This window comes from Amycolatopsis oliviviridis (assembly GCF_014654365.1).
In the GTDB taxonomy this organism is placed as follows: domain Bacteria; phylum Actinomycetota; class Actinomycetes; order Mycobacteriales; family Pseudonocardiaceae; genus Amycolatopsis; species Amycolatopsis oliviviridis.
Window position 1 is genome coordinate 223,774 of the sequence record NZ_BNAY01000009.1, and the last position, 24,229, is coordinate 248,002.

Below are 24,229 nucleotides of genomic sequence, written 5' to 3' on the forward strand. Positions count from 1 at the left end.
GGGACCTCGTCGGTGTGGTCGGTGGGCTGCTCGGCCGTGCGAGGGCGCCGTGGTCGTGAGTGTTTTGGATCGTTCTAACGATCATGCCGGTAGGTGCGGCCCGCGGGCATGCCGAGGGGCCCGTCGCCGGTGTGGGTGGCGGGCTCCTCGGGTCGTGCAGGTTAGGCCGGGGCGCGGTGGAGTGTGTTGCGCCGGGATCTTCGGAGCGGGTCCAGGTACTGGGGTGGGATGAACTCGGGGAGTCCGTCGGCTGCCATGCGGACTTGCCAGTCGCCGTAGTGGATCAGGCGGTGGTGGAAGCTGCAGAGGAGTACGAGGTTCCGGAGGTCGGTGGGTCCGCCGTCTGCCCAATGCTCAATATGGTGGGCGTGACAGTTCTTGGGTCTTCGATGACATCCGGGGAAGGCGCAGCCTCGGTCGCGGATGTTCAGTGCCCGGCGTTGGCCTGGGGTGACGAACCGGCGTAGTCGTCCCACGTCGAGGGGTTCCCCGGCCGCGTTCATCACCACCGGCAGCATGAGGCAATCGCAGGCGGCCATCCTGGCCTCGCGAGCGGTCATGGTGCCGACGAAGTCGAGGCAGGCCTTCCCGATCCCGGACTTGAGCTCTTCGAGCCCGATGGTGACGTGCACCAGCGTCCGGTAACCGCTCGTTCCGGGCTGGTCCGGGCACGCGATCGCGAGGTCGAGGAGCTCGGCCCAGGCATCGCCCAGCCGTTCGCATTTCATCCGCAGGTCAGCTTGGCCGAATTCGTCCACCGGGCGCGGCTTCGCGTAGGCCTCCAGCGCCGCGGCGGTGCGGGCGCCGGTCTCGTCGTCAAGGAGCCCGGTCAGTTTCCAGAAGCCGTCCTTGCGGCGCTCCAGCGTGACTTCCCGGCGCGGCTGTTTCGGTTCTGGATCTTTGGGCTCGTTGCCGTCGGGGTCGAGCCAGCCGAGAATCTTCGCCTCCGCGTCCACCAACTGCCGAGGACCAGCATTCCGGGCTAGGTCGCCGAGGATCTTCTCCGCACTCTCCCGATCCTCAGCAGAGGTGTCGGCAGGGATCCTCGCGAGGATCTCCAAGATCTGCTGGATCCGCTCGCCCCCGACCAACCCTTCCGCCGCCACAGCAGCGGTGACGGGTGCGACCGCCGGAACTTCCGCGCCGTCCAAAGCACGGGTCGGGTTCAACGCGATCGCCCGATTCACGATCGGACTCGCCTCACCCCGCGACAACCCCGCCACATCAGCGAACCACGCCGCCGTCGACCCATACCCGAACAAGTCTTTCGCGCCCCGAGACTCGACCTCCGCCAAGTACCGCCCCAAACCGGCGGACGCTACCCGCATCACCTGCAGGAACTGCTGCACACCATGCGCAAGCTCCAGCTTGCCGGCACGCCACAACTCCTGCGGCAACTCGGGAAGAACAGTCTCGGACACCCCTCCAGAATACCCGACCAAATCGAACACGTGTTCGTAATTTTAAGTCACCACAAACCCGCGCATTTCCCACTGATGGATGATTCCCGCAGTTAGTCGACTAAATGCTTCACGTGAGCGCGCGACCCGGCCGACCCCATCGCATTTAGTCCTCTGAATGCGGGATCGGCTTCACGTAACGGTGACAAGGCACCGAAATCGGCCCCTCCGGACCGAAGGCCCGATTGTCGAACAAGCCTTCGTCGACCCATCCGCACCGCTCGTAAAACCGCCGCGCCCGCGCGTTTCCCGGCGCCACCGCGAGCCATGCGCGGGAATGCCCGCCGTCACGAACAAGCCGTTCGGCCTCGGCGAGCAGTGCGCCGGCCACCCCGCTCCCGCGATGATCCGACGAGACGTAGACCTGCTCGACCTCCTCGTCGACGACCATCACGAACCCCGCCACCTCACCGTTCACCACGGCGACGGTCGTGTCGCCGACGCGGTTCGCGGCTCGCTCCCAGAACGATTCGCGCGTGCGGACCCGGACGAGCGAGTCGGGCACGTTGCCGAGATGGCCGTCCCGCCAGCCGTGGTACCAGATTTTCGCGACGGCGTCGGCGTCCGCGGGGGTCGCCGGCCGGAACACCACCAAGGAGGACATGCCCGGAGTTTAGGGAACCAGTGCGCCGATCCGCCGCTCCACTTCGTCCGCGCTCGCGTTCCCGGCGACGAGTGTCACGACCTGGTCCCCGATGGCGGCCAGCAGGGTCGGATATCCCGTGACGCCCAGCTCCCGCGCCCGCCGGAAATCGTCCGCCGCGGAAACCCGGTCCAGCGCGGCCTCGACGGCGTCCCCGTCCAAGCCTGCCCGCTGCGCGACCACGCGATACGTCGAGACCTCGGACAGGCTCAGGCCGTCGAGATAGAACGCTTCCTGCAGCAGGGCGGCGAGCCGCACCGCGCGGTCCGGCGCGACCTCACGCAGGGCCGCCATCCCGCAGGCGGCGGCCTCGGAGTCCATGACGAACTCGCCGTCCGCGATGAGCCGTTCGTAGCTCTCCCCGAACGGCGCCCCGGTGCGGCGGGTGATCTCCGCGTTGGCTCCTTGGACGTAGCCGAACTGCCGGATCGGCACGCGCCGCCCGCCGAGGAACAGGCCGCCGGAAACCACTTCGACCGGCAGGTCCGGATGCCGGTGCGCGACGTCGGACATGGTCCTGGCGAACCCGTAGGACCAGCCGCAGTACGCGTCGAAGACATAGATGAGCCTCATGACGAGACCCAACGATGCCTGACCAGTCAGATATTCCTACCGGAGCCGGGGGAGTGCGTCACGGGCGGAATGGCTCAGCGTCCGCAGGTCGTGGGCGAACCGTTCGCGATGGTCCGCGGGCAGCGGGTCGAGGAAGAGCCGCTGGATGTTCTCGACGTGGACCAGCGCCGCCCGGACGGTCGTCTCCTCGCCCTTCTCCGTCAGCCGCACGAGTTGCACGCGGCGGTCTTCGGGATCGGTCGACCGGACGACCAGGCCGAGCGTCGTCATCCGGTCGACCAGCCGGGTCGCGCCGCCGGTGGTCAGCACCTGCTCCTGCGCGATGGCGCGCATGCTCATCCCGGCCTCGCCCGACCTGCCGACGATCAGCAGGACCTCGAACATCAGATGCGAGATCCCGCATTCGGCTTCCAGTGCGCGGCCGAGCAGGTACTCGAGCCGGTTCGCCGCGCCCATCATCCGCCCGAAAGCGACCACGCGCGGATCGTAGGCGGCTTCTTTCGCCGTGGTTATGCCCATTTCAGCTCCCTGCCGACAAGGCCAAATAGACGTCGAGCTGTTCGGTGAACTCGGTCAGATCGGTGCCGAGCAGTTCGCTCGCCCGCCCGATCCGGTACCGCAAGGTGTTGACGTGGACGTGCAGCGCCCGCGCGGCCCGCGTCGGCGAGCCGGAGCATTCGAGGAAGACGCGCAGGGTGTGCACCAGATCGGTGCCCTGTTCGGCGTCGTAGCTCAGCAGCGGGCCCAGTACCCGCCGCCGCAACGCCGTCCGGAGATCGTCGGGCGCGCCGGCCAGCAGCAGCCGGTGCATGCCGATCTCGCCGCCGGGGACGACCTCGACCGTGCCCGACCGTTCCGCCGCCACGGCCAGCGCGTAGCGCGCGACCTCTTTCGCGCCTCGCAGCACGGAAACCGGGGAGCGGTCGCTGATGCCGATCAGCACCCGGCGGCACGGCAGCAGCGACTCCACTGTGGACAGTGCGGCGGTCACGGTGGCAGGCCAGTCCTCCGGCCATTCGCCGTCGTCCTCCGCCAATGCCCAGGTCGTCTCCCCGGCGGGTCCGACGAGCGCACCCGGTGGCAGTAGCTCGGTCAGGATCCCGCGAGCCGCTTCGGATCCTTCGGTGCGCGCGACGACGACGCGAAGATCACCGCGCAGCCCGGTCGCGGTCAGCGCCGCGTGCGGATCGCTTCCTTCGTCGAGGGCGGCGAGCAACGGTTCGAGCACCCTGTCGGTGACCGCCCGGACCTCGTCCGCCCGGGTGCGCGCGAGCCCGAGCAGCCCGGCGAGTTCTTCGGCGATCTCCGCCTGGGCCGCGGTCGGCGCGCCGCCGATCGCGAGCAGCCACGGCAGCGCGTGCCTGCCACCGACCGGCCGGACGGAGACGTCGTCCGTCTCCAGGGAACGTCCGCCCGCGGCGACGAACCGCCGCACCAGCTCCGACGGCGTGCCCGCGGGCTCCACCCAGCAGGGGAGGCCGATCTCCGCGCGTGCCCGTTCCAGCAGCGTTTCCACCGAAGCGTCCTCGGTCGCCGCTGAAAGCAAACGTTTGCGAGCGCCTTCCGCGGCCGCGGCCAACGCCAGGACGACGCGTTCGGTGACGACCGAGAACGACAGATCCGCCGGCACCTCCAGCAACGGAATCCCGTGCCGCGTGCAGGCTTCGACGAGGTCTTCGGGAATCCCGTCGGAGTCCGCTCCGGATGCCGCCAGCGCCGCGGCCCCGGCCTTCGCCAGCGCGGCCACGAAAGCCTCGGAATCACCCGGCCCGCGCCACCACAGCAACCCGCTCAGGACGAGTTCGCCCGCCGACACGTACCGCCCGGGGTCGGGCAGTTCGGTGACGTAGATCCGGGACACCGGACGGTCGAGCAGAGCCGTCCCGGCGCGGACACGCAAGCGCAGCCCGGGCAGCGTCAGCAGAGTTTTCACGGTCGTCATCAGGTTTGTAGGAAACCACAAATCGACCGGCCCGTGCTGGGGAGATTTCATGCTTCGGCACCGTTGCCGCCATACGGGGGCAGGGCGTCTACTGAGTCAGCCGTCACAGCACTCCGCCGAACCGAGGAGCCCGAGAGTGGATTTCCTGCGCCCCAGCTCGCTGACCGAGGCGCTCGCCGTCAAGGCCGAGCGGCCCGACGCGGTACCCATCGCGGGCGGCACGGACGTCATGGTGGAGCTCAATTTCGACCACCGCCGCCCCGGAGCGCTGCTCGATCTGAACCGTGTCACGGAACTCGCCGAGTGGACCGAGAGCGACGGCGTGATCCGGCTCGGCGCGTCCGTGCCCTACGTCCGGGTGATCGCTGAGCTGGGTGAAGTTCTGCCCGCGCTGGCGATGGCCTCGCGGACCGTCGGTTCGCCGCAGATCCGCAATCGCGGCACCGTCGGCGGGAACCTGGGTGCCGCGTCGCCCGCCGGCGACACGCATCCCGTGCTGCTCGTGCTCGGCGCCGAGGTCGAGGCCGCTTCGGTACGCGGGACGCGGAGGATCCCGGCCGAGGAGTTCTACCTCGGTGTCAAACGCAACGCCCTCGAACCCGACGAGCTGATCACCGCGGTGCATCTGCCCGCCGAGGTCGGGCCGCAGCAGTTCGCCAAGGTCGGGACGCGCAACGCGATGGTCATCGCGGTCTGCTCGTTCGCGCTGGCCCTGCATCTGGACGGCCGCGAGATCCGCGCGGCCGTCGGCTCCGCGGCCCCGACCCCGCGCCGGGCGAGCGCCGCCGAAGAATTCCTCTCCGCCGAACTTCCCTGGTCCACCAAGGCGTCGATCGCGGACTCGGTCAAACGCCGGTTCGGCGAGCTGGTGTCGGAGGCGGCGTCGCCGATCGACGACGTCCGCGGCAGCGCCGACTACCGCAAGCACGCGTTGTCCGTCCTGGCGCGGCGGACGCTGACCTGGGCGTGGAACGACTTCCAGAAGGGTGAACGCGAGTGCGCGTGAACGTGACGATCAACGGCGAGTCCCGCCAGGCCGACGACGTCTGGGAGGGCGAGAGCCTGCTCTACGTACTCCGCGAACGGCTCGGCCTCCCGGGCTCCAAGAACGCCTGTGAACAGGGCGAATGCGGATCCTGCACGGTGTACCTCGACGAGGTCCCGGTGTGTTCGTGCCTGGTCGCGGCCGGTCAGGTCGAGGGCCGCGAGGTCCGCACGGTCGAAGGGCTCGCCGAGGGCGACGAGCTGGATCGCGTCCAGCAGTCCTTTGTGGACGCGGGTGCCGTCCAATGTGGCTTCTGCACGCCCGGCCTCGTGGTGGCCGCGCACGATCTGCTCAACCGGGTCGAGAATCCCGCCGACGAGGAGATCCGCGAGGCGCTGGCGGGCAACCTGTGCCGGTGCACCGGCTACGAGAAGATCCTCGACGCCGTCCGGCTGGCCGCGACCAGGGGAGAGACCCTGTGAAGACCGTCATCGAGAACGCCGCGATCGCCACCGTCGATCGCGCGGGCACCGAGCACGCCTCGGGCCACGTCGTCATCGAGAACGACCGCATCACGGCGGTCGGCGCGGGGAAGGCGCCCGGCGGTGACTACGACGAACGCGTCGACGGCTCCGGCTGCCTGGTCACGCCCGGCCTGATCAACACCCATCACCACCTCTACCAGTGGGCCACGCGCGGCCTCGCCGCCGACCACACGCTCTTCGAATGGCTCGTCGCGCTGTACCCGATCTGGGGCAGGCTCGACGCGGAGATCACGCACGCGGCGGCCACCGCCGGGCTCGCGCGGCTCGCGACCACCGGGTGCACGACCGTCGCCGACCACCACTACGTCTTCCCTCGCGATGGCGGGGACCAGGTCGAAGCCCTCGCCGCGGCGAGGATCCGGGTGGGGGTGCGGCTGCACGTCGTCCGCGGCTCGATGGACCGCGGCGAGTCGCAGGGCGGGCTGCCGCCGGACAACCTCGTCGAGGAGACCGAGGCCGCGCTGCTCGGCACCGAGGCCGCGATCGACCGGTTCCACGACGCCTCGGCGGAGGCGCATCTGCAGATCGCGGCCGGTCCGTGCTCGCCGTTCTCGGTGAGCGAGCGGCTGATGACCGGTGCCGCGGAATTGGCGCGGCGCAAGGGAATCCGTCTCCACACGCACCTCGCCGAGACGATCGACGAGGAGAAGCAGTGCCTCGCCGAAGTCGGTTGCACCCCGGCCGAGTACGCCGACAAGCTCGGCTGGCTCGCCGAAGACGTTTGGCTCGCGCATTCGATCCACCTCGCCCCGGAGGCGATCCGGCGGCTGGGCGCCACGGGCACCGGAGCGGCGCACTGCCCGACGTCCAACGGGCGGATCGGCGCCGGGATCGCGCCGGTCCGGCACCTGCTCGACGCCGGGGTCGCGGTCGGGCTCGGCGTCGACGGCGCCGCCTCCAACGAATCCGGCGGCCTCGGCGAGGAACTGCACCAGTCGCTGCTGCAGGCGCGGCAGCGCGGCGGACCGCGCGCGCTGACCACACGCGAGGCGCTGTGGATGGGCACGATGGGCGGCGCGCGCTGCCTCGGCCGCGAAAAGGACCTGGGTTCGATCGAGGCGGGGAAGCTCGCCGACCTCGCGGTCTGGAACTTGAACGGCCTGAACTACGCCGGGATCACCGACCCGGTCGCCGCCCTGGTGCTCGGCGCGACCCCGCCGGTCGAGCGGCTCTTCGTGGGCGGCACGACCGTGGTGACCGGCGGGACCCTGCGCGAGGAATCCGAAGACGAGATCGCCCGTGAGCTGGCCGTGGCCAGTGCGCGGCTGAGGGAGACGGTATGACCACCACTGAAGTCTCCACACAGACCACTGACAACGGAGTGGGCACGAGCCCGCGGCGGCCGGACGGAACGGTCAAGGTCCGCGGCGAATTCGCCTACTCCTCGGACCTGTGGCACGAGGACATGCTGTGGGGCGCGACGTTGCGCAGCCCGCATCCGTACGCGCGGATCACCGGCATCGACATCACCGACGCCCTTGCCGTGCAAGGGGTCTACGCGGTGCTGACCCACGAAGACGTGCCCGGCGTGAACAAGTACGGCCTGGAGCACGCCGACCAGCCGGTGCTCGCCGTCGACGTCGTGCGTTACCAGGGCGAGCCTGTCGCGCTCGTCGCCGCGGATCATCCCGAGACCGCGCGCCGCGCCATGAAGCGGATCAAAGTCTCTTACGACGTCCTCGAACCGGTGACGGATTCCGAGAGGGCCGCCGCCGGCGAGGGCGCCGAACTGCATCCCGGTGGCAATGTCGTGCGGTACGCCAAGATCCGCCATGGCGACCAGTCGGTGAAGGCCGACGTCGTGGTGTCCGGCGTCTACGAGGTCGGCATGCAGGACCAGGCCTTCCTCGGGCCCGAGTCCGGTATGGCGATCCCGGACACCGAAGGCGGTGTCGACCTTTACGTGGCCACGCAATGGCTTCACGTCGACCAGCAGCAGATCGTCGCCGCGCTGGGCCTGCCCAAGGACAAGGTGCGGCTGACGCTCGGCGGGGTCGGCGGCGCGTTCGGGGGCCGTGAGGACCTCTCGATCCAGGTCCACGCGTGCCTGCTGGCGCTGCACACCGGCAAGCCGGTCAAGATGGTCTACAACCGCGAGGAATCCTTCTACGGCCACGTGCACCGCCACCCGGCGAAGATGTACTACGAGCACGGCGCGGACAAGGACGGCCGGCTCGTTTATGTCAAGGCGAAGTTGTACCTGGACGGCGGCGCGTACGCCTCGTCCACCGGCGCGGTGGTCGCGAACGCTGCCACGCTCGGTGTCGGTCCATACAATGTGGACAGTGCTTCGGTCGACTGCTGGGGCGTGTACACCAACAATCCGCCCTGCGGTGCGATGCGCGGTTTCGGTGCGGTGCAGGCGGGCTTCGCCTACGAGTCCCAAATGGACAAACTCGCCGAAGCGTGCGGCATCGATCCGGTCGACATCCGGATCCTGAACGCCATGGAGGAAGGCAGTCTCATGCCGACCGGCCAGGTGGTCGACTCGGCCGCCCCGGTGGCGGAACTGCTGGAACGCCTGCGCGCCAAGCCGTTGCCGGTCGCGCACGAGGAGCTGGACCTGCGCCGCATGCCCGGTGGCGTCTCCAACACCACGCACGGCGAAGGCGTCGTCCGCGGGGTCGGCTACGCGGTCGGGATCAAGAACATCTGCTTCTCCGAGGGCTTCGACGACTACTCGACGGCCCGCGTGCGGCTGCAACTCGTCGGCGGCGAACCCGCGGCGACCGTGCACACCGCCGCCTGCGAGGTCGGCCAGGGCCTGGTGACGATCATGCAGCAGATCGTCCGGACCGAACTCGGCATCGAGCAGGTGACGATCCTGCCGATGGACACCAACATCGGCAACGGCGGTTCGACGTCGGCCTCCCGGCAGAGCTATGTCACCGGTGGCGCAGTCCAGGCCGCCTGTGTCGCGGTCCGCTCCGGGCTGCACAAGCATCTGGCGGGCAAGCTCGCCGCGGACGGCAAGCTGAAGGTCGTCGCGAACAAGGTCGTCTCGGCCGACGGCAGCGTGCTGGCGGACCTCTCCGACGTCCTCGGCGACGAGATCTTCGACGAGACCGTGGAATGGCGTCACCGCCCGACAGCGCCGATCGATCCCGAGACCGGGCAAGGGAACGCGCACGTCCAGTACGGTTTCGCGGCGCACCGCGCGGTCGTGGACGTGGACACCGAACTCGGGCTGATCAAGGTCGTCGCGCTCGACTGCGCGCAGGACGTCGGCAAGGCGCTCAACCCGCAGGCCGTGCTCGGCCAGATCCAGGGCGGTTCCGCGCAGGGCCTCGGGCTCGCGGTGATGGAGGAGATCCAGACCGTGGACGGGAAGATCCGCAACCCGTCGTTCACCGACTACCTGATCCCGACCGTGCTGGACATGCCGCCGATGGACATCGACGTCCTGGAGCGGCCCGACCCCAACGCGCCGTACGGTCTGCGTGGGGTCGGCGAGCCGCCGACGATCTCCTCCACCCCGGCGATCGTCGCGGCCATCCGCGCCGCCACCGGGCTGGCGCTGCCCCGGGTCCCGGTGCGTCCCGAACACCTCACCGGCACCTGATATCCGTACTTTTTCGAGCTAGGAGCACATCCGTGGGTACCCGTCTGTCCATTTCGGAGTCCGACGAGCAGAAATGGCTGGCCGAAGCCGTCCAGCTGGCCACCACGAACGTCGAACGCGGCGGCGGCCCGTTCGGCGCGATGATCGTCCGCGACGGTTCGGTGCTGGCCACCGGCACCAACCAGGTGACGCCGACGCTGGACCCGACGGCGCACGCCGAGGTCGTCGCGATCCGCGCGGCCTGCCAGGCGATCGGCGACTACAAACTCGACGGTTGCGTCCTCGTCACCTCCTGTGAACCTTGCCCGCTCTGCCTTTCCGCCGCGCTCTGGGCGCGTGTCGGCAAGGTCGTCTACGCCGCGGACCGCCACGACGCGGCCGAGGCGGGGTTCGACGACCGCGAGTTCTACGAGCTCTTTTCCCGCCCGCGTGAGACCTGGTCGCTACCCGTCGGCCAACTGTCCCTTCCGGACTCTTTCGCGCCTTTCCAGGCCTGGCTGTCGAAACCCGACAAGAAGGCTTACTGAGATTCTTCCCGCCCCACAACGTTGTGGAGTAGGCATGACCCAATTAGGTACTGAGCGTCCCCACCTGCCCTCGTCCGAGCCGAGGCGGCTGTCCGGGCTCGACCGCTGGTTCAAGATCTCCCACCGCGGCAGCACGATCGGCCGCGAGGTGCGCGGCGGGATCACCACGTTCGTCGCGATGTGTTACATCGTGTTGCTCAACCCGCTCATCCTCGGCGCGTCGGCGGACATCACCGGCGCCCGGCTGAGCACCGAGGCGATCACGACGGCGACCGCGCTGGCGGCGGGCGTCACCACGATCCTGATGGGCCTCGTCGGGAACGCGCCGCTGGCGCTCGCGGCCGGTCTCGGCGTGAACGGTGTCGTCGCCTTCCAGATGGCACCGACCATGACGTGGGCGCAGGCCTTCGGGCTCGTCGTCCTCGAAGGCGTCTGCATCGTGTTCATGGCCGTTTCCGGTGTCCGGGAACGGATCATCAACGCGATCCCGATGCCGCTCAAGGTCGCGATCACCGTCGGCATCGGGCTCTACATCGCGCTGGTCGGGCTCGTCAGCGCCGGATTCGTCACGCGGACACCGGACTCCGCCCAGTCCACGGTGCCGGTGCGGATGGGGATCGGCGGTCACCTGGAAGGCTGGCCGATCGCGATCTTCTGCCTCGGCCTGCTGCTGATGATCGTGCTCGTGAGCCGCGGCGTGCCGGGCGCGGTGCTGATCAGCATCGCCGTCGCGACCGGGCTCGCGGTGCTGGTCAACAGCGTGTTCCACGTCGAAGGCTGGGGGCTCGTCGAACCCAAGGTGCCCGATCAGGTCGTCGCGCATCCCGACTTCAGCCTGCTGGGCGACATCGATCTCTTCGGCGGCTTCGGGTCGGCGGGCGCGGTGACGGCGGCGGTCTTCCTGTTCACGCTGGTGCTGTCCGGGTTCTTCGACGCGATGGGCACGATCACCAGCGTCTCCGAGGAGGCGGGACTCACCAAGGACGGCAAGGTCGAGGGGATGGGCCGCATCCTGCTGGTCGACGGCGCCGGCGCGCTCGCGGGCGGCGTGACCGGTTCGGCCCCGAACACCGTGTTCCTCGAATCGGCGGCCGGCGTCGGCGAAGGCGCGCGGACCGGGCTGGCGAGCATCGTCACCGGCGGGCTGTTCACCGCGACACTGTTCCTGACGCCGATCGCGGCCGTCGTCCCGGCGCAGGCCGCGGCGCCCGCGCTGGTCGTCATCGGCGGGATGATGATGGCCCAGTGCGCGCGGATCCCTTGGCGGGACATGGATTTCGCCATCCCGGTGTTCCTGACCATCGCGTTGATCCCGTTCACCTACTCGATCACGAACGGGATCGGCGCCGGGCTGGTCGCCTACGTACTGATCAAGATCTGCAAGGGCAAACTCCGCGAGATCGGCTGGATCCTCGGGATCCTGGCCGCGGTGTTCGCGGTGTACTTCGGGATCGAAGGGATCATGTCGTGGTTCTGATGTTCCTCAACGGCGGCGGGATGCGCGGCGGTCCGCTGCACGAACAGCTGCAGGGCGCGCCACTGTGCTGCGTGGCCCGTTCGGCGCCGAAGTACCACTATTTCTCCGTGGGCGACCGGTTCCCGGCGATGTACGAGGGCGGTTCCGGATCCGTCGTGGGCGAGGTCTACGACCTGCCGCTGGCGGTGTTGCGGGATCACCTCGTCCCCGCGGAACCGCCGGAACTGGAGCTGGGTGTCGTCGAACTGGAGGACGGCGCGGCCTGCCTCGCCACCGTCCTGCGTTCGTCCTTTGTGGACTCGCCTGCTCTGACCGACATCACCTCCGTGGGTGACTGGCGGGCCTACCTGGCCTCCCGCTAGCCGTCCGTGAAGGCCTCCTTGAGGGACCCAGGGTCCCTCAAGGAGGCCTTCACGGAACGTCAGACCACGAAGACGACGTCGCTCGCCGCCGCGTGGAACATCTCGGGCGCGCCCGCGTAGAAGGCCCGCCAGACGCCGGGTTTGCGGTGCTCGGCCGAGGCCGAGAAGGCCCAGGTGGTGCCGTTCCAGGTGGCGTCGACCGTCGCCGCCGTGGTCCAGCGGTAGGTGCTGAACGAGAAGTACTGGAGTTCGACCGGGATCGGGTTCGCGGTGTACAGGCCGGGGAAGTCGATCGTGCCGGAGCCGGTCACGGCCTTGGCCGCGTTCCGGCCCGCCGCGAACGACGTGATCTTCGCCGGGTGGAGGACGACGATCTTCGGGGTGTCGGCGCGCGAGTCCGCGATCGCCGGGTCGGCGGAGAAGAAGTCGGCGTGGTAGTTGCCGGTGCGGATCGGGGAGAGCGTCGCGGTGTAGACGCCGGCGGCGTCGGTGACCGGCTTCGCCTGGGCCTCGCCGCAGAAGCCGTTGAAGCAGAAGGAGATGCCCACCTCGGCCCCCGCGATCGGGGTGGCGTCGGCCTTCGTGAGCTTCCCGGAGATCGTGACGGTCTTGCCCGCGTCGATCTTGGTGCTGCTGGTGGACGTGGTGAGGGTGGACGGCTGGACCTCGGCGGCGGTCGCGGGCACCGCGCCCGCGGTGAGCAGAGCGGCGGCGGCGATGGTGCCGATCACGAGCTTCCTGATGATCATGTGCTCCCCAAAGGCATTCCGGAGTTGACGACCGCTAGGTCGGCCGGAAGTCGTTGCCCGTTGCGGGGAAATCCCGGTGTTCAGCAACCGGCCGTCGGTGCTTCACGCGTCGGGGAGCAGCGTGCGCGCCAAGGCGACCGTCGACGCCCCCGCGACTTCGAGCGCTTCGGTGTCCCGTAGTGATCTGCTCAGCACGAACGCCCCTTCGAGACTGTTCACCAGAGCGATCGTGAGCCGCCGGGCGTCGGCGGGTCCGAGGCCGTACTTGCCCAGCTTCTCGGTGCCGGTCTCGATCCACGCCGTGAACACGTCGGCCGTCGCGATCCGCAGCTTCTCGTTGGTGCTGGCGACCTCCAGCGCGACCGTCGCGATGGGGCACGCGTCGGCGTACTCGGTCGCCACGAGCGTGTCCGCGGCACCGGCGAAGGCCGCTTCGATCCCGTGGATCAGGTCCGGCTCGTCGGCGAAGAAGATCTCGAACAGCGCGAGGTACATCATCCCCGAGGTGCGGATGACCTCCTCGCCGAGTTGCTCCTTGCCGCCAGGGAAGAAGTGGTAGAGCGAGCCGAAGGGCGCGTTCGCGGCCTCGACGATCTGCTTCACCCCGGTGCCGGTGTACCCGTTCCGCCGGAGCAGTTCGGCGCCGGCGTTCACGATGCGGTCCCGCGTTCCAGTCACGCCCCCATGATAGAGCGTTCTATCAAACTCCCTGAAACGTGAAAGATGCTCACTTCTATTGTGGACGGAGGTGGGAACTTGTCAGGATCGACCGATAGTCCAACGACGGATCACGAGGTCGCCATGCGCCGTACCACCCGACTTGTCCTCGCCATGCTGCTGGCGATCTTCTCCCTAGCGAGTTTGGGGACACCGGCGAGTGCCGCCGAGACCCCGTCGTTCCGCAAATACGTCGCGCTCGGTGACTCCTACACCGCGGGTCCGCTGATCCCGTGGCAGCAGGCGAGCTGGTGCTTCCGGTCGAACAACAACTACCCGGCCTGGCTGGCCACCAAGCTCGGGCTCTACTCCAAGTCGGGCGCCTTCACCGATGTCAGCTGCTCGTCGGCGGACACCACGAACATGCTCAACCCGCAGACGGTCCCTTCGCCGAGCCTCGCGCTCGGCTCGGCGGCGCCGCAGTTCGACGCGCTGACCCTCGACACCGACCTGGTGACCATCGGCATCGGCGGCAACGACTACGGCGTCTTCGGCAGCCTGATCGGCACCTGCCCCGGCCTGCGCGACGACGATCCGACCGGTTCGCCGTGCAAGGACCACTTCACGCTCAACGGCACGGACACCCTGCTCGCCGCGCTCAAGAACACCGAGCGGAACCTCGAACGCGTGGTCAAGGGTGTCCGGGAGCGTTCGCCCGCGGCCACCATCGTGCTGGTCGGGTACCCGCGGATCGTGCCGTCGAAGGGCTACTGCCCCAGCGTCGTCCCGTTCGCCGACGGCGACTACGCCTGGGCCGACGAGGTCGAGCGCGCGCTCAACAAGGCCGTCTCGACCGCGGCCCGGAAGCAGGGCGCCCGCTACGTCGACACCTATGGGCCGAGCCGCGGCCACGACGCCTGCTCGGGTGACGCGGCCTGGGTGAGCGGCAAGGACACCAACCTGTTCCGGGCGGTGGCCTACCACCCGTACGCCGCCGGGATGAAGGCCGAAGCCGACCTGATCTTCAAGGCGCTGGGCGGGACCGCCGCGGCGTCGGAGAAGGCGCCGGACGCGCGGAACGCGAGCACCACGGCCGAACTCCAGCGCAAGGCCACCGCGGCCGGGCTTGTGCCCCGGTCCTAGCCCCCTCTCAATCCTTGGTTCACCTCCCGGCGCTACCTGCGGTCGATGTTCGCCGGGTGCGCCCGGCCCTAGCGTCGGGAGCCGTTGGGAATCAAGGAAAGAAGGGGGCAGCAGATGAAGCGGCTACTGACCGCCGGGGTGATCCCGGTGGTCGTGGGCGGACTGCTCGCCGGAGCCATGCCGGCTTCGGCGAGCACGCTGAACACGACGAACATCCCGGACCGCTACACCGGCCAGACACTCGATTGGCATCCCTGCGCGGCGGAGGAACTGATCACGTTGCCGCCGGGCACCGACATCGGCGGACTCGAATGCGCGACCTACCGCACGCCCCGCGACTGGGACCGGGCGGCGGAGCGGCAAGATCTGACCATCGCGGTCAGCAGGCTGAAGTCGACCGGACCGTCGACGGCGTCGGTACTCACCAACCCGGGCGGTCCGGGCGGGGCCGGTCGCTGGTTCCCGGTCACGTTCCGCGGGCAGGAAAAGCTGCGCGAACACCAGGACGTCATCGGCATCGACGTCCGCGGGACCGGCAAGAGCACCAACGTCACCTGCCGTGGTGCCGCGGACCTCGTCCGGCAGCTGGACCCGCGTGACCGCGATCCGCGCAACCTCGACCAGATCCTCGCCAACGCGGAACACGTGGCCAAGTCCTGCCAGGCCGCCAGTGGTGAACTCGGGCCGCTGATCACCACCTACCAGACGATCAAGGACTTCGACCTGCTGCGCGTGCTGCTCGGCCGGGAGAAGATCAACTGGGTCGGCTACTCGGGCGGCACCTGGCTGGGCGCGCACTACGCGCAGCAGTTCCCGCAGCGGACGGGCCGGTTCGTGCTGGACTCCTCGACGGAGTTCACCACGACCTGGCAGAACTCGTTCAACCGCCAGGCCGTCGGGTTCGAACGCCGCTGGCGGCAGGACTTCCTGCCGTGGATGGCGCGCTACGACGCCAAGTACCACTTCGGCACCAGCGGCGAAGAGGTCCGGCAGGCCTACGAGCGGCTGCGGTACACCTTGTCCCGTAACCCGATCAACGGCAACGGGCCGATGGAGCTCGAGTACGCGATGGTCTACATGCTCTACAAGAAGGCGTCCTTCCCGGCGCTGGCCGACCTGCTGGTCAAGGTCCGGGCGGGGTTGGAGAACGGTGGCCAGGCGAAGGCCGACGCCGTCGCCGCGGTCAAGGACGCGGGGGACTTCCCCGACGCGCAGGACGCCACGTTCTGGAACACCCTCTGCGGGGAGGGCCGGTTCACCGGCACCCGCGAGTCGCTGATCCGCGACTCGCAGCGGAACCTCGACCGCGGACTGCTCATGGCGGGCGGCGGCGTGCTGAACGCCTCGGTCTGCCTGTTCTGGGACAAGCAGCCGCGTCCGCTGCCGAAGCTGGACGGGAAGGGTGTCCCCCCGGTGCTGATCGTCCAGTCCGAGCACGACCCGGCGACGCCGATCGAGGGAGCAAGGAAGGCGCACGCCGGGTTCGCGAACTCCCGGATGCTGACCGTGACCGGTGAAGGCGACCACGGGCTCTACGCGACCGGCAACGCGGCCGTGGACAAGATCGTGGACGCGTACCTGGTCGACGGGGTCGTCCCCGCCGACCAGAGCGTCACCGGAATGCCGCTGCCTGTTCCTTAGAAGGCGGCGAGGGTGTGCCAGGCCAGGCCCGGGTCCTCCGCGTCATCGCGGAGGACCACACCCTCGATCAGGCCGTACGGGCGGTCGGCGGCGTAGAACACCTCGTTGTCGTTCTTCAACCCGAACGGCGAAAGATCCACCAGGAAGTGGTGCTTGTTCGGCAGTGAGAGCCGGACTTCGGCGACCTCTTCGCGTTCCTTGAGCACAGCCTCTCCCATCGCGTACAGCGTTTGCTGCAGGGAGAGGCTGTGCTTGTCCGCGAAGGTCTCCAGCAGGATCCGCCGGACCTCCGCGTGGCTCGTGGCCCAGTCGATCCCGTCGCCCTGGTAGCGCCAGCGCGCTGTCACGGCGGTCGCGAGGATCCGGTCGTTCGTCTCGGCGAGCGTCGTGTAGCCGTCACGGGGGAAGCCGTGGAACTCCGAACCGGTCGACTTCAGCACGACGAGATCGTCCAGACCGGACACCACCCAGGCCTGACCGTCCTGAATGGTCACCGCGGTCGTCCGCTTTTCGCTGCCCGCCTGGGAGAACGCGTGGTCGTGGCCGGAGATGCGGTTCCAGCCGTGTTCGTCGATCAGGACCCGGGCACCGGAGATGTGCTCGAACGAGTCGACGAAATGCCGTCCGAGACGCAGCGCGAAGTCCTCGATCTCGCCGACCGGGGCCTCCTTCGCGAAGGCGTAGACGGTGTTCTTCTGGGTGTCGGTCGCGACGACGTCGGCGTTGTCGCCGGTGAGGTGCGTGGCCGCGAGGTCGCCGCGCAGCGACGTCGAAACGGTGAGGTCCTTGAGGTGGTGCACGCTGCCCTCGCGCCGCACGGTGACGAGCCGGACTTCGGCCTTGCCGTACTGGTTGGGGCCCAGGGTGATGGCCACGGGCGATCAGCTCCCTCGATAGGTGGAATAGGCGAACGGGCTCAGCAGCAACGGCACGTGGTGGTGCTCGGTCCCGTCGGCGATGCGGAAGGTCAGGGTGACTTCGGGGAAGAAGGAGTCCGGGCCGAGGTGGGCGCCGGTGTCGAAGACCAGCCGGTACACCCCGGGTTCCAGGGTGTCGGGGCCGAGGTCGCGGATCCGGCCGTCGGCGTCGGTCCGCCCGTCGGCGACGGGTTCGCCCGCGCCGGTTTCGAGCCGGACTCCGACGCCCGCCGCCGGCCGTCCCGCGGCGGTGTCGAGGATGTGCGTGGTCACGAGGCTCATGCCGTCACCGCCTTCTCCAGCCGCAGCGCGGCGATCTTGGCCAGTTCTTGACCGGCCACTTCGAGTTCCTTCTCCGGATCGTTCGAAAGCCTCGAACGCAGGTTCTCCAGCAGTTCGGCACCGCTCCGGCCGCTCGCGCAGACCAGGAACACATGGCCGAACGTCGCTTCGTACTCGGTGTTGGCCGCGGCGAACTCGCGCGCGGCGTCACCGTCCACACCGGACTGCTCGGTGCGTGACCAGCCCGCTTCGGTGCTTTCGCCGCCCGCTTTCTCCCCGATCCGGGGATGGGCGGCCATGGCGCGCCGGATCTCTTCGGGGCGCAACGGGGTGAGCGCCTCGGACGCGGCGAGCAGGGCGGCGACGTCGCCGTACGGGCGCCTGGCCAGCAGGGTTTCCACCCAGCGCGGGACGTCGAGGCAGGCTGTCAGCGCCGGCCGGACGTCCTGTGCGGGAGCCTGGTCGAACTCTCGAATGGTGAGCGGCACGGAATCTGACGGTACGGCGACGATTCCGCCGCCGTCAACATTTTGTTGAAACGCACTCTTCAGTCTTGGTCGCGGTTGAGGTAGTTGTAGACCGTGAACCTCGTGACCCCCAGTGCCTCCGCGACGGTCGACACCGACTTGCGGAGGCCGAACGCGCCGCGTTCCTTGAGCAGCCGCACCGCGCGCTGCTTGGCGGCGCGGTCGAGGGTGTCGAGCTTGCCGCCCAGTTCGCGTTCGACGTCGCCGATGAGCCGGGCAAGGGCGCTGTGCAGTTCGACGGCCGGCTCGCCCGAATCGTCGCCGACCTGCCGGAGCTGGAGGGTCACACGGGTCGCGCCGCCGTCCAGTGCCGCTCTGGCGATGGCAGGGAGCGCGTCGAGCAGGGTGTCGGCGTCGCCGCGGACGAGGGTGCCGAGCGGGCCGAAGTCGGCGGACAGGCCCGCGTCCTCCGCGGTGTCGCGGGCTTTGACGGCGTGCTCGGGTGGCGGACCCTCGCCGTGGAACGGTTCGCTGGTGAACTCGGCTTCTAGCTGCACCAAGCGAAGGTAGCGCCGCCTGGGCTCGTTGACGAGCAGGGTGGCCAGAGTTAATGTCGGAGTGCGAAACCTCGATTCCACCCAGTGGAAGTTGGAGGCTTGAGATGGACCTGGTGATCAAGGCCGCCCGAGCTGTTACGGCCACCGGAGAGGTGCCCGCGACGATCGGCGTCGACGAGGGCCGCATCGTCGCGGTGGAACCCGCCGGAGCCGCCCTGGACGGCGAGCGGGTGCTCGAATTCGGCGAGGACGTCGTGGTGCTGCCGGGTCTCGTGGACACGCACGTGCACGTCAACGACCCCGGCCGCACCGAATGGGAGGGTTTCGCCTCGGCGACCCGCGCGGCCGCGGCGGGCGGGGTCACCACGATCGTGGACATGCCGCTGAACAGCCTGCCGCCGACGGTCGACGTCGCGGCGCTGGAGGTGAAGCGCAAGACAGCCGAGGGCCGGGTGCACGTCGACGTCGGGTTCTGGGGCGGCGCGATCCCCGGCAACCTCGCGGACCTGCGCGGCCTGCACGAAGCCGGGGTGTTCGGCTTCAAGTCGTTCCTGCTGCATTCCGGGGTCGACGAGTTCCCGCCGCTGGACGCGCGCGGGCTCGAAGAGGCGATGACCGAATTGCGGACCTTCGACGGCATGATCATCGTGCACGCGGAGGACTCCGACGCGATCGAGCACGCGCCCGATCCGCACGGCGAGAAGTACGAGGACTTCCTGCATTCGCGTCCGCGCGGCGCGGAGAACGTGGCGATCGCGCAGGTCATCGAGCTCGCCAGGAAGACCGGCGTCCGCGCGCACATCCTGCACCTGTCTTCTTCGGACGCGCTGCCGATGGTCGAGAGCGCGCGGCGCGACGGTGTCCGGCTGACCGCCGAGACCTGTCCGCACTACCTGAGTTTCACCGCGGAGGAGATCGGCGACGGCGCGACGCAGTTCAAGTGCTGCCCGCCGATCCGCGAGGCCGGGAACCGCGAACTGCTGTGGCAAGGTCTCGCGGACGGTGTCATCGATTGCGTGGTGACCGACCATTCGCCGTGCACGCCGGAGCTGAAACGCTTCGACAGCGGCGATTTCGGCCTCGCCTGGGGCGGGATCGCAGGCCTGCAGCTCGGCCTGCCCGCGGTCTGGACCCAGGCGCGGCAGCGCGGGTTCGCGCTCACCGACGTCGTCCGCTGGATGGCCGAACACCCGGCCGCGCAGGCGGGGATGCGGCGCAAGGGACACCTCGCGCCGGGCTACGACGCCGACTTCAGCGTGTTCGCGCCCGACGAGGCTTTCGTCGTCGACGTCGCGAAATTGAAGCACCGCAACCCGGTCAGCGCCTATCACGGACGTCCGCTCGCGGGCGTCGTCCGGAGCACCTGGTTGCGGGGCGAGGAGATCACCGGTGACGACCCGGCAGGCGTTCTGCTGACCCGGGGTGACTGCTGAGATGGAGGAGACCGTGAACGACCGTCCTGAGTGGACAGCCCTGCCCGACCTGGCCTCGCGGAAATTCGGCGGGACCGTGATGTGGGCGACGGACGAGTTGTTCGCCGAGAAGGAGAACCTGGTCAATCCGTGGGTACCCGCGCACCAGACGGAGACGTTCGGGCCCAAGGGACAGGTCTACGACGGCTGGGAGACCCGGCGGCACCGCGAGCCCGGCGACGACCAGGCCGTCGTCCGGCTCGGCCTGGCGGGCGCGATCACCGGTGTCGTCGTGGACACCGCGTTCTTCAAGGGGAACTACCCGCCGTTCGTCTCGGTCGAGGCGTGCGCCGTCGAGGGCTACCCCAACGCCGCAGAGCTGTCCACAGTGGACTGGGACGTGCTGGTGAAACGCGGCGCGGCCGAGGGACACCAGGAGAACTTCTTCGAGATCGGCGGGAGCAAGCGGTACACGCACGTCCGGCTGACCATGCATCCGGACGGCGGGGTGGCCCGGCTGCGGGTGCACGGCACGCCGATCCCGGATCCGCGCCTGCTCGACCTCGGCGCGCTCGACCTCGCGGCGCTGGAGAACGGCGCGGTGGTCACCGGGTGCAGCAATATGTTCTACTCCTCGCCCAACAACCTCTTCTCGCCCGGGCTCGCGGCGCATCAGGCCGAGGGCTGGGAGACGGCGCGGCGCCGCGACGACGGGAACGACTGGGTCACCGTGCGGCTGGCCGGCGCGGGCGTCGTCCGGTTCGCCGAATTCGACAACAGCAACCTCAAGGGCAACGCGCCCGGCTGGGCGGCTTTGAGCGGTCGCGACGGCGACGGCGAGTGGGTCGAGCTGCTGCCGAAGACGAGGCTTCAGCCGGATACGCGGCACCGGTTCGCGCTCGCTTCGGGACCTGAGGTGACCGAAGTCCGTCTCGACATCTATCCCGATGGCGGGATGGCGCGCCTACGCCTTTTCGGGGCGCTTTCCGAGCGCGGCCGGGCCGAGGTCGCCGCGCGCTTCGAGGGCGCCCGCTCCTGACGCGTTTCGTCCTCTGAATGCGGTAGTTGGCATCGAGAACTACCGCGTTTAGAGGACGAAATGCGGGGTCAGGGCTGAGCGCCGGGCCGGTTCAGGTACGCGGAGAACAGCGACAGGACGATACCGATCGAGAAGATCGCGGTGAGCCACCAGGCGCCGCTGATGGACAGGTTCCACACCAGGGCGCCCGCCATGAGCAGTGCCATGACGATGTTCCTGAGCTGCAGCGGCGTCGGTTTGGCCATGCCGCCACCCTCTCACGTGCCCGCCCCGGCGCTGGTCAGGGGGCGGACTGGCGGCGGGAGCTGATCACGCCGGTGTTGAACCCGGCGAGGTGGAGCCCGCCGGCGAACCGGGCGTGCTCGATCTTGACGCAGCGGTTCATCACCACGTCCAGTCCGGCGGTCCCGGCCCGGTCGGCGACGGGCTCGTGCCACAGGCCCAGCTGGAGCCAAAGCGTGCGCGCGCCCGCTTTGACGACCTCCTCGGCGACGCCGGGGAGGTCGTCGTGCTTGCGGAACACGCTGACCAGGTCGACCTCGCCGGGCACGTCGGCCAGTGACGGGTACACCGGCTGCCCGAGGAGTTCGTCCAGCCGCAGGTTCACGAAGTTGACCTGGTACTTGCTGGACGAGAGCAGGTACGTCGCGACGAAGTAGCTCGGCCGCGCCGGGTTGTTCGAAGCGCCGACGATGGTCACCGACCTCGTGCGCGCAAGGATGCGGCGGCGTTCGACCGCGCCGACGTCGTGGCTCATCCGGCCACCGCCTTGCCGAGTGCCTGGTCGAGGTCCCACAGGATGTCGTCGACGTCCTCCAGCCCGACCGACAGGCGGATCAGGTCCGCGCCGACGCCCGCCGCGCGCAGCTGGTCTTCGGAAAGCTGCTGGTGGGTGGTGGACGCCGGGTGGATGACCAGCGTCCGCGCGTCCCCGACGTTCGCCAGATGCGACAGCAGTTCGACGGAGTTCACGAAGGTCTCCCCGGCCGCGCGGCCGCCGTCGACACCGAAGGAGAACACGGCGCCCGGCCCGGCGGGCAGGTACTTCTTCGCACGGTCGTGGTGCGGGTGATCCGGCAGGCCCGCGTAGTTCACCCAGGCCACCCGGCTGTCGTTCGAGAGGTATTCCGCCACGGCTCGCGCGTTCGCGACGTGGGCGTCCATGCGCTGCGGCAAGGTCTCGACCCCTTGCAGCAGGAGGAAGGCCGAATGCGGGGAGAGGACGGCGCCGATGTCGCGCAGCTGCTCGGCCCGGAGCCGGGTGCAGAAGGCGTACTCGCCGAAGTTCTCCCAGTACTTGAGGCCGCCGTAGCTCTCGACGGTTTCGGTCATCCGGGGGAACTTCCCGTTGCCCCAGTCGAACTTCCCGGATTCGACGACCACCCCGCCCAGGGTGGTGCCGTGCCCGCCGAGGAACTTCGTGGCGGAGTGCAGCACGATGTCCGCGCCGTGCTCGATCGGGCGGCACAGGTACGGCGTCGCCAGCGTGGCGTCGACGACCAGCGGGATGTCGTGGGAATGCGCGAGTTCGGCCAGTCCGGAGAGATCGGCGATCCCGCCGCCCGGATTGCCGATGATCTCGGTGAAGATCAGCTTCGTCCGGTCGGTGATCGCGGCCGCGTAATCCTCGATGCCGTCGCCGCTGACGAAGGTGGTCTCGATGCCGAAGCGGCGCAACGTCCCGGTGAGCTGGGTGACCGTCCCGCCGTAGAGCCCGCCGGCAGAGACGATGTGGTCGCCTGCCTCGGCGAGCGCGGAGAAGGTGAGGAACTCGGCCGCCTGGCCGCTGCTCGTGGCGACCCCGCCGATCGCGCCTTCGAGGCTGGCCAGGCGTTCCTCGAAGGCCGCGACCGTCGGGTTGCCGATGCGGCTGTAGATGTTGCCGTACTTCTGCAGCGCGAACAGGTTCGCCGCGTCGGCCGCGTCCTCGAAGACGAAGCTCGTGGTCTGGTAGATGGGCACGGCGCGGGCGCCGGTCGCCGGGTCGGGCGTCCCGCCCGCGTGCAGGGCACGGGTACGGAAGCCCCAGGTGCGTTCACTCATCGCGCCCGACGCTACCTCGCGTCCCACTCCGTGACCATCGTTCCCAGTAAGTGACTACTGGCGGTCCAGGGTGATCACCGTGCCGGGACGGTGGCCGTTCCGGCGCGGGGTGACCGGACGTGATTCGCTCCGGGCCACCGCGACCCCGGCCGGCCGGTGCCTGTCGACCGGCAGCACCTCCCGGGAGTTCGTCCGATCGGCCAGTCGCAGGGACTGGGCCGAGGTCAGCCACTCTTCGGCGGGCTCCGCGATTTCGAGCAGCAGCGCCTCGAACTCCGACCTGGTGGTTTCGAGGATGTGCGGCGCCGCGAGCCAGCGCAGCACCTGACGTCCGGTGACCGCCATCCGCTGGCGCGGCGAGGACACCAGCCGCTGGTCGAAGTAGCGGATCAGCACCTCGTCCACGGTGTCCCAGGCGTTGGCGGCGCCGAACAGGTCCAGGACGTCCTCCGAACCGAGGATCTTGAACGCCTCGGTCAGCAGCTGCATGACCTCGACCCGCAGCACGTTCAGGTGGCCGTACGAGGTGAACTTCAGGTTGTTCCGCAGGTCCAGCCCGCTGCGCCGGACGACCGCGACACTGCCGAAGCTCGGGTCGTACGCGCGTTCGCGGACGACGTCGGAGATCCGCTTGTCCCGCCAGAACAACGCGACCTGGTTGCTGAACTGCGTGAACAGCTGGTGGAAGTCGGTGTTCGGCCGCGAGTTCGCGGAGCCGAGCCCCTTGCCGTAGCCGAGCACGCGCCGGTACGCGCTGACGCGGTCCCGCCGGGTGTAGCGCAGGACGTCCCGCCGGTCGAACCGGTACAGGCCGAACGCGCCGGGGCCGTCCGAAAGCCGGATGGCGCCGCCCTGGAACAGCTCCTGCAGTTTCTGCACCACGCGGAACACGCCGATCCGTTCGTGCTGGTACAGGTAGTACAGGTCGCCGACCGCGATCACCCGTTCCGAGGCGACCGTCTCGTCGTAGGCGTCGATACCCGGCGGCATCGACGTCGCCCCGAGGTCCGCGGCCGAACCTTCGCCGAGACCGACGAGCTGGGCGATCCCGCCGTCCGCGGGGCCCGGTCTGCTCCGCTGTTCGGTTTCGACCGCGGCGAGCATGTCGTCCAGCTGCTTGAGGACCGCGTCGCCGATCTTCGGGTCACTGCCCAGTTCGTTGGCGAGCTTCCCGGCGACCTGGCCGCGCAACGCCGCGACCCGGTCGAAGAGTTCCCGGTATTCCTTTTCCGTGCCCATCGTCTTC

26 protein-coding genes are annotated in these 24,229 nt (G+C 69.2%); 11 read left to right on the forward strand and 15 right to left on the reverse strand.

The genetic code is table 11. The features are described 5' to 3' along the window. Positions 1–161: 161 nt before the first annotated feature. From IE302_RS33220 to IE302_RS33240, 5 genes are all read right to left on the reverse strand, one after another. Complete coding sequence (locus IE302_RS33220; RefSeq protein ID WP_229908079.1) at positions 162–1,421, reverse strand: HNH endonuclease signature motif containing protein; 1,260 nt, start codon at positions 1,419–1,421, stop codon at positions 162–164. Positions 1,422–1,566: 145 nt separating this feature from the next. Beyond that, positions 1,567–2,064, reverse strand: a complete 498-nt coding sequence (locus IE302_RS33225) for a GNAT family N-acetyltransferase (RefSeq protein ID WP_191258407.1) — start codon at positions 2,062–2,064, stop codon at positions 1,567–1,569. Positions 2,065–2,073: 9 nt separating this feature from the next. After that, complete coding sequence (locus IE302_RS33230) at positions 2,074–2,676, reverse strand: DsbA family protein (RefSeq protein WP_191258408.1); 603 nt, start codon at positions 2,674–2,676, stop codon at positions 2,074–2,076. Positions 2,677–2,712: 36 nt separating this feature from the next. Next, positions 2,713–3,195 carry a MarR family winged helix-turn-helix transcriptional regulator gene (locus tag IE302_RS33235; RefSeq protein ID WP_191258409.1) on the reverse strand — a complete coding sequence of 161 codons (483 nt, stop codon included), beginning with the start codon at positions 3,193–3,195 and terminating at the stop codon, positions 2,713–2,715. A 1-nt stretch (position 3,196) separates the two neighbouring features. Continuing rightward, positions 3,197–4,618, reverse strand: a complete 1,422-nt coding sequence (locus IE302_RS33240) for a PucR family transcriptional regulator (RefSeq protein ID WP_191258410.1) — start codon at positions 4,616–4,618, stop codon at positions 3,197–3,199. Positions 4,619–4,754: 136 nt separating this feature from the next. On the opposite strand from IE302_RS33240, the gene IE302_RS33245 reads away from it, so the two are divergent. Genes IE302_RS33245 through IE302_RS33275 form a run of 7 tightly spaced genes read left to right on the forward strand, consistent with a single transcriptional unit; the run spans position 4,755 to position 12,076 of the window. Beyond that, positions 4,755–5,624 (forward strand): FAD binding domain-containing protein, encoded by an 870-nt coding sequence (locus IE302_RS33245; RefSeq protein ID WP_191258411.1) that lies wholly within the window; start codon positions 4,755–4,757, stop codon positions 5,622–5,624. Further along, complete coding sequence (locus tag IE302_RS33250; protein WP_191258412.1) at positions 5,615–6,085, forward strand: (2Fe-2S)-binding protein; 471 nt, start codon at positions 5,615–5,617, stop codon at positions 6,083–6,085. The genes IE302_RS33245 and IE302_RS33250 overlap by 10 nt, the downstream gene beginning before the upstream one ends. Then, positions 6,082–7,431: an 8-oxoguanine deaminase gene (locus tag IE302_RS33255; protein WP_191258413.1), complete on the forward strand. Its 1,350-nt coding sequence runs from the start codon at positions 6,082–6,084 to the stop codon at positions 7,429–7,431. Before IE302_RS33250 ends, IE302_RS33255 begins: the two co-directional genes overlap by 4 nt. Next, complete coding sequence (pucD, locus tag IE302_RS33260) at positions 7,428–9,710, forward strand: xanthine dehydrogenase subunit D (protein ID WP_191258414.1); 2,283 nt, start codon at positions 7,428–7,430, stop codon at positions 9,708–9,710. Before IE302_RS33255 ends, pucD begins: the two co-directional genes overlap by 4 nt. 32 nt (positions 9,711–9,742) lie before the next feature. Continuing rightward, the gene (locus IE302_RS33265; protein WP_005154793.1) at positions 9,743–10,237 is read left to right on the forward strand and encodes a nucleoside deaminase; all 495 of its coding nucleotides are present in this window, start codon (positions 9,743–9,745) and stop codon (positions 10,235–10,237) included. A 34-nt stretch (positions 10,238–10,271) separates the two neighbouring features. Continuing rightward, positions 10,272–11,714, forward strand: coding sequence for an NCS2 family permease (locus IE302_RS33270; protein WP_191258415.1), 1,443 nt, complete (start codon positions 10,272–10,274; stop codon positions 11,712–11,714). Continuing rightward, a complete protein-coding gene (locus tag IE302_RS33275) occupies positions 11,705–12,076 on the forward strand; it encodes an allophanate hydrolase-related protein (RefSeq protein WP_191258416.1) in 372 nt (123 codons plus the stop codon). Before IE302_RS33270 ends, IE302_RS33275 begins: the two co-directional genes overlap by 10 nt. A 59-nt stretch (positions 12,077–12,135) precedes the next feature. Here IE302_RS33275 and IE302_RS33280 read toward each other — a convergent pair whose 3' ends face one another. Together IE302_RS33280 and IE302_RS33285 are read right to left on the reverse strand one after the other, a co-directional pair. Continuing rightward, positions 12,136–12,825 carry a hypothetical protein gene (locus IE302_RS33280; protein ID WP_191258417.1) on the reverse strand — a complete coding sequence of 230 codons (690 nt, stop codon included), beginning with the start codon at positions 12,823–12,825 and terminating at the stop codon, positions 12,136–12,138. 102 nt (positions 12,826–12,927) lie between these two features. Further along, entirely contained in the window at positions 12,928–13,503 is a 576-nt protein-coding gene (locus IE302_RS33285) for a TetR/AcrR family transcriptional regulator (RefSeq protein WP_444541949.1), read from the reverse strand. 123 nt (positions 13,504–13,626) lie between these two features. Between IE302_RS33285 and IE302_RS33290 the strand changes: the two genes are divergently transcribed. Both IE302_RS33290 and IE302_RS33295 read left to right on the forward strand, forming a co-directional pair. Further along, a complete protein-coding gene (locus IE302_RS33290; protein WP_191258418.1) occupies positions 13,627–14,625 on the forward strand; it encodes an SGNH/GDSL hydrolase family protein in 999 nt (332 codons plus the stop codon). 114 nt (positions 14,626–14,739) lie between these two features. Further along, a complete protein-coding gene (locus IE302_RS33295; protein ID WP_191258419.1) occupies positions 14,740–16,266 on the forward strand; it encodes an alpha/beta hydrolase in 1,527 nt (508 codons plus the stop codon). On the opposite strand, the gene pucL is transcribed toward IE302_RS33295, so the two are convergent. From pucL to IE302_RS33315, 4 genes are read right to left on the reverse strand one after another with little or no spacing between them, the layout of a single operon-like run. After that, positions 16,263–17,141 (reverse strand): factor-independent urate hydroxylase, encoded by an 879-nt coding sequence (gene pucL, locus IE302_RS33300; RefSeq protein ID WP_191258420.1) that lies wholly within the window; start codon positions 17,139–17,141, stop codon positions 16,263–16,265. The two genes, IE302_RS33295 and pucL, sit on opposite strands and share 4 nt — an antisense overlap. A 6-nt stretch (positions 17,142–17,147) precedes the next feature. Continuing rightward, positions 17,148–17,465 carry a hydroxyisourate hydrolase gene (gene uraH, locus IE302_RS33305; protein WP_191258421.1) on the reverse strand — a complete coding sequence of 106 codons (318 nt, stop codon included), beginning with the start codon at positions 17,463–17,465 and terminating at the stop codon, positions 17,148–17,150. Beyond that, the gene (uraD, locus tag IE302_RS33310) at positions 17,462–17,953 is read right to left on the reverse strand and encodes a 2-oxo-4-hydroxy-4-carboxy-5-ureidoimidazoline decarboxylase (RefSeq protein WP_191258422.1); all 492 of its coding nucleotides are present in this window, start codon (positions 17,951–17,953) and stop codon (positions 17,462–17,464) included. Before uraD ends, uraH begins: the two co-directional genes overlap by 4 nt. A gap of 59 nt (positions 17,954–18,012) precedes the next feature. After that, on the reverse strand, positions 18,013–18,489 hold the full coding sequence (locus tag IE302_RS33315) for a helix-turn-helix domain-containing protein (RefSeq protein WP_191258423.1): 477 nt from the start codon (positions 18,487–18,489) through the stop codon (positions 18,013–18,015). 104 nt (positions 18,490–18,593) lie between these two features. Here IE302_RS33315 and allB point away from each other — a divergent pair, with 104 nt between their 5' ends. Next, the gene (gene allB, locus IE302_RS33320) at positions 18,594–19,922 is read left to right on the forward strand and encodes an allantoinase AllB (RefSeq protein WP_191258424.1); all 1,329 of its coding nucleotides are present in this window, start codon (positions 18,594–18,596) and stop codon (positions 19,920–19,922) included. Between the two features lies 1 nt (position 19,923). Beyond that, positions 19,924–20,940 (forward strand): allantoicase, encoded by a 1,017-nt coding sequence (alc, locus tag IE302_RS33325; RefSeq protein ID WP_191258425.1) that lies wholly within the window; start codon positions 19,924–19,926, stop codon positions 20,938–20,940. A gap of 68 nt (positions 20,941–21,008) precedes the next feature. On the opposite strand, the gene IE302_RS33330 is transcribed toward alc, so the two are convergent. The 4 genes from IE302_RS33330 to IE302_RS33345 are packed head-to-tail and all read right to left on the reverse strand — an operon-like array spanning position 21,009 to position 24,222. Further along, the gene (locus IE302_RS33330; RefSeq protein WP_191258426.1) at positions 21,009–21,185 is read right to left on the reverse strand and encodes a hypothetical protein; all 177 of its coding nucleotides are present in this window, start codon (positions 21,183–21,185) and stop codon (positions 21,009–21,011) included. A gap of 35 nt (positions 21,186–21,220) precedes the next feature. Beyond that, positions 21,221–21,697 carry a CoA-binding protein gene (locus IE302_RS33335; protein ID WP_191258427.1) on the reverse strand — a complete coding sequence of 159 codons (477 nt, stop codon included), beginning with the start codon at positions 21,695–21,697 and terminating at the stop codon, positions 21,221–21,223. Next, a complete protein-coding gene (locus IE302_RS33340; protein ID WP_191258428.1) occupies positions 21,694–22,983 on the reverse strand; it encodes an O-acetylhomoserine aminocarboxypropyltransferase/cysteine synthase family protein in 1,290 nt (429 codons plus the stop codon). Before IE302_RS33340 ends, IE302_RS33335 begins: the two co-directional genes overlap by 4 nt. 54 nt (positions 22,984–23,037) lie before the next feature. Beyond that, positions 23,038–24,222, reverse strand: coding sequence for a hypothetical protein (locus IE302_RS33345; RefSeq protein WP_191258429.1), 1,185 nt, complete (start codon positions 24,220–24,222; stop codon positions 23,038–23,040). Between the last annotated feature and the right edge of the window lie 7 nt (positions 24,223–24,229).

Coding starts and splice junctions, on each gene's coding strand:
- IE302_RS33335 (WP_191258427.1), bottom strand. CDS start 21,697: ATGAGCCACGACGTCGGCGCGGTCGAACGCCGCCGCATCCTTGCGCGC.
- IE302_RS33280 (WP_191258417.1), bottom strand. CDS start 12,825: ATGATCATCAGGAAGCTCGTGATCGGCACCATCGCCGCCGCCGCTCTG.
- allB (WP_191258424.1), top strand. CDS start 18,594: ATGGACCTGGTGATCAAGGCCGCCCGAGCTGTTACGGCCACCGGAGAG.
- IE302_RS33240 (WP_191258410.1), bottom strand. CDS start 4,618: ATGACGACCGTGAAAACTCTGCTGACGCTGCCCGGGCTGCGCTTGCGT.
- IE302_RS33295 (WP_191258419.1), top strand. CDS start 14,740: ATGAAGCGGCTACTGACCGCCGGGGTGATCCCGGTGGTCGTGGGCGGA.
- IE302_RS33230 (WP_191258408.1), bottom strand. CDS start 2,676: ATGAGGCTCATCTATGTCTTCGACGCGTACTGCGGCTGGTCCTACGGG.
- IE302_RS33290 (WP_191258418.1), top strand. CDS start 13,627: ATGCGCCGTACCACCCGACTTGTCCTCGCCATGCTGCTGGCGATCTTC.
- alc (WP_191258425.1), top strand. CDS start 19,924: ATGGAGGAGACCGTGAACGACCGTCCTGAGTGGACAGCCCTGCCCGAC.
- IE302_RS33270 (WP_191258415.1), top strand. CDS start 10,272: ATGACCCAATTAGGTACTGAGCGTCCCCACCTGCCCTCGTCCGAGCCG.
- pucD (WP_191258414.1), top strand. CDS start 7,428: ATGACCACCACTGAAGTCTCCACACAGACCACTGACAACGGAGTGGGC.
- IE302_RS33225 (WP_191258407.1), bottom strand. CDS start 2,064: ATGTCCTCCTTGGTGGTGTTCCGGCCGGCGACCCCCGCGGACGCCGAC.
- uraH (WP_191258421.1), bottom strand. CDS start 17,465: ATGAGCCTCGTGACCACGCACATCCTCGACACCGCCGCGGGACGGCCG.
- IE302_RS33330 (WP_191258426.1), bottom strand. CDS start 21,185: ATGGCCAAACCGACGCCGCTGCAGCTCAGGAACATCGTCATGGCACTG.
- IE302_RS33340 (WP_191258428.1), bottom strand. CDS start 22,983: ATGAGTGAACGCACCTGGGGCTTCCGTACCCGTGCCCTGCACGCGGGC.
- IE302_RS33235 (WP_191258409.1), bottom strand. CDS start 3,195: ATGGGCATAACCACGGCGAAAGAAGCCGCCTACGATCCGCGCGTGGTC.
- IE302_RS33345 (WP_191258429.1), bottom strand. CDS start 24,222: ATGGGCACGGAAAAGGAATACCGGGAACTCTTCGACCGGGTCGCGGCG.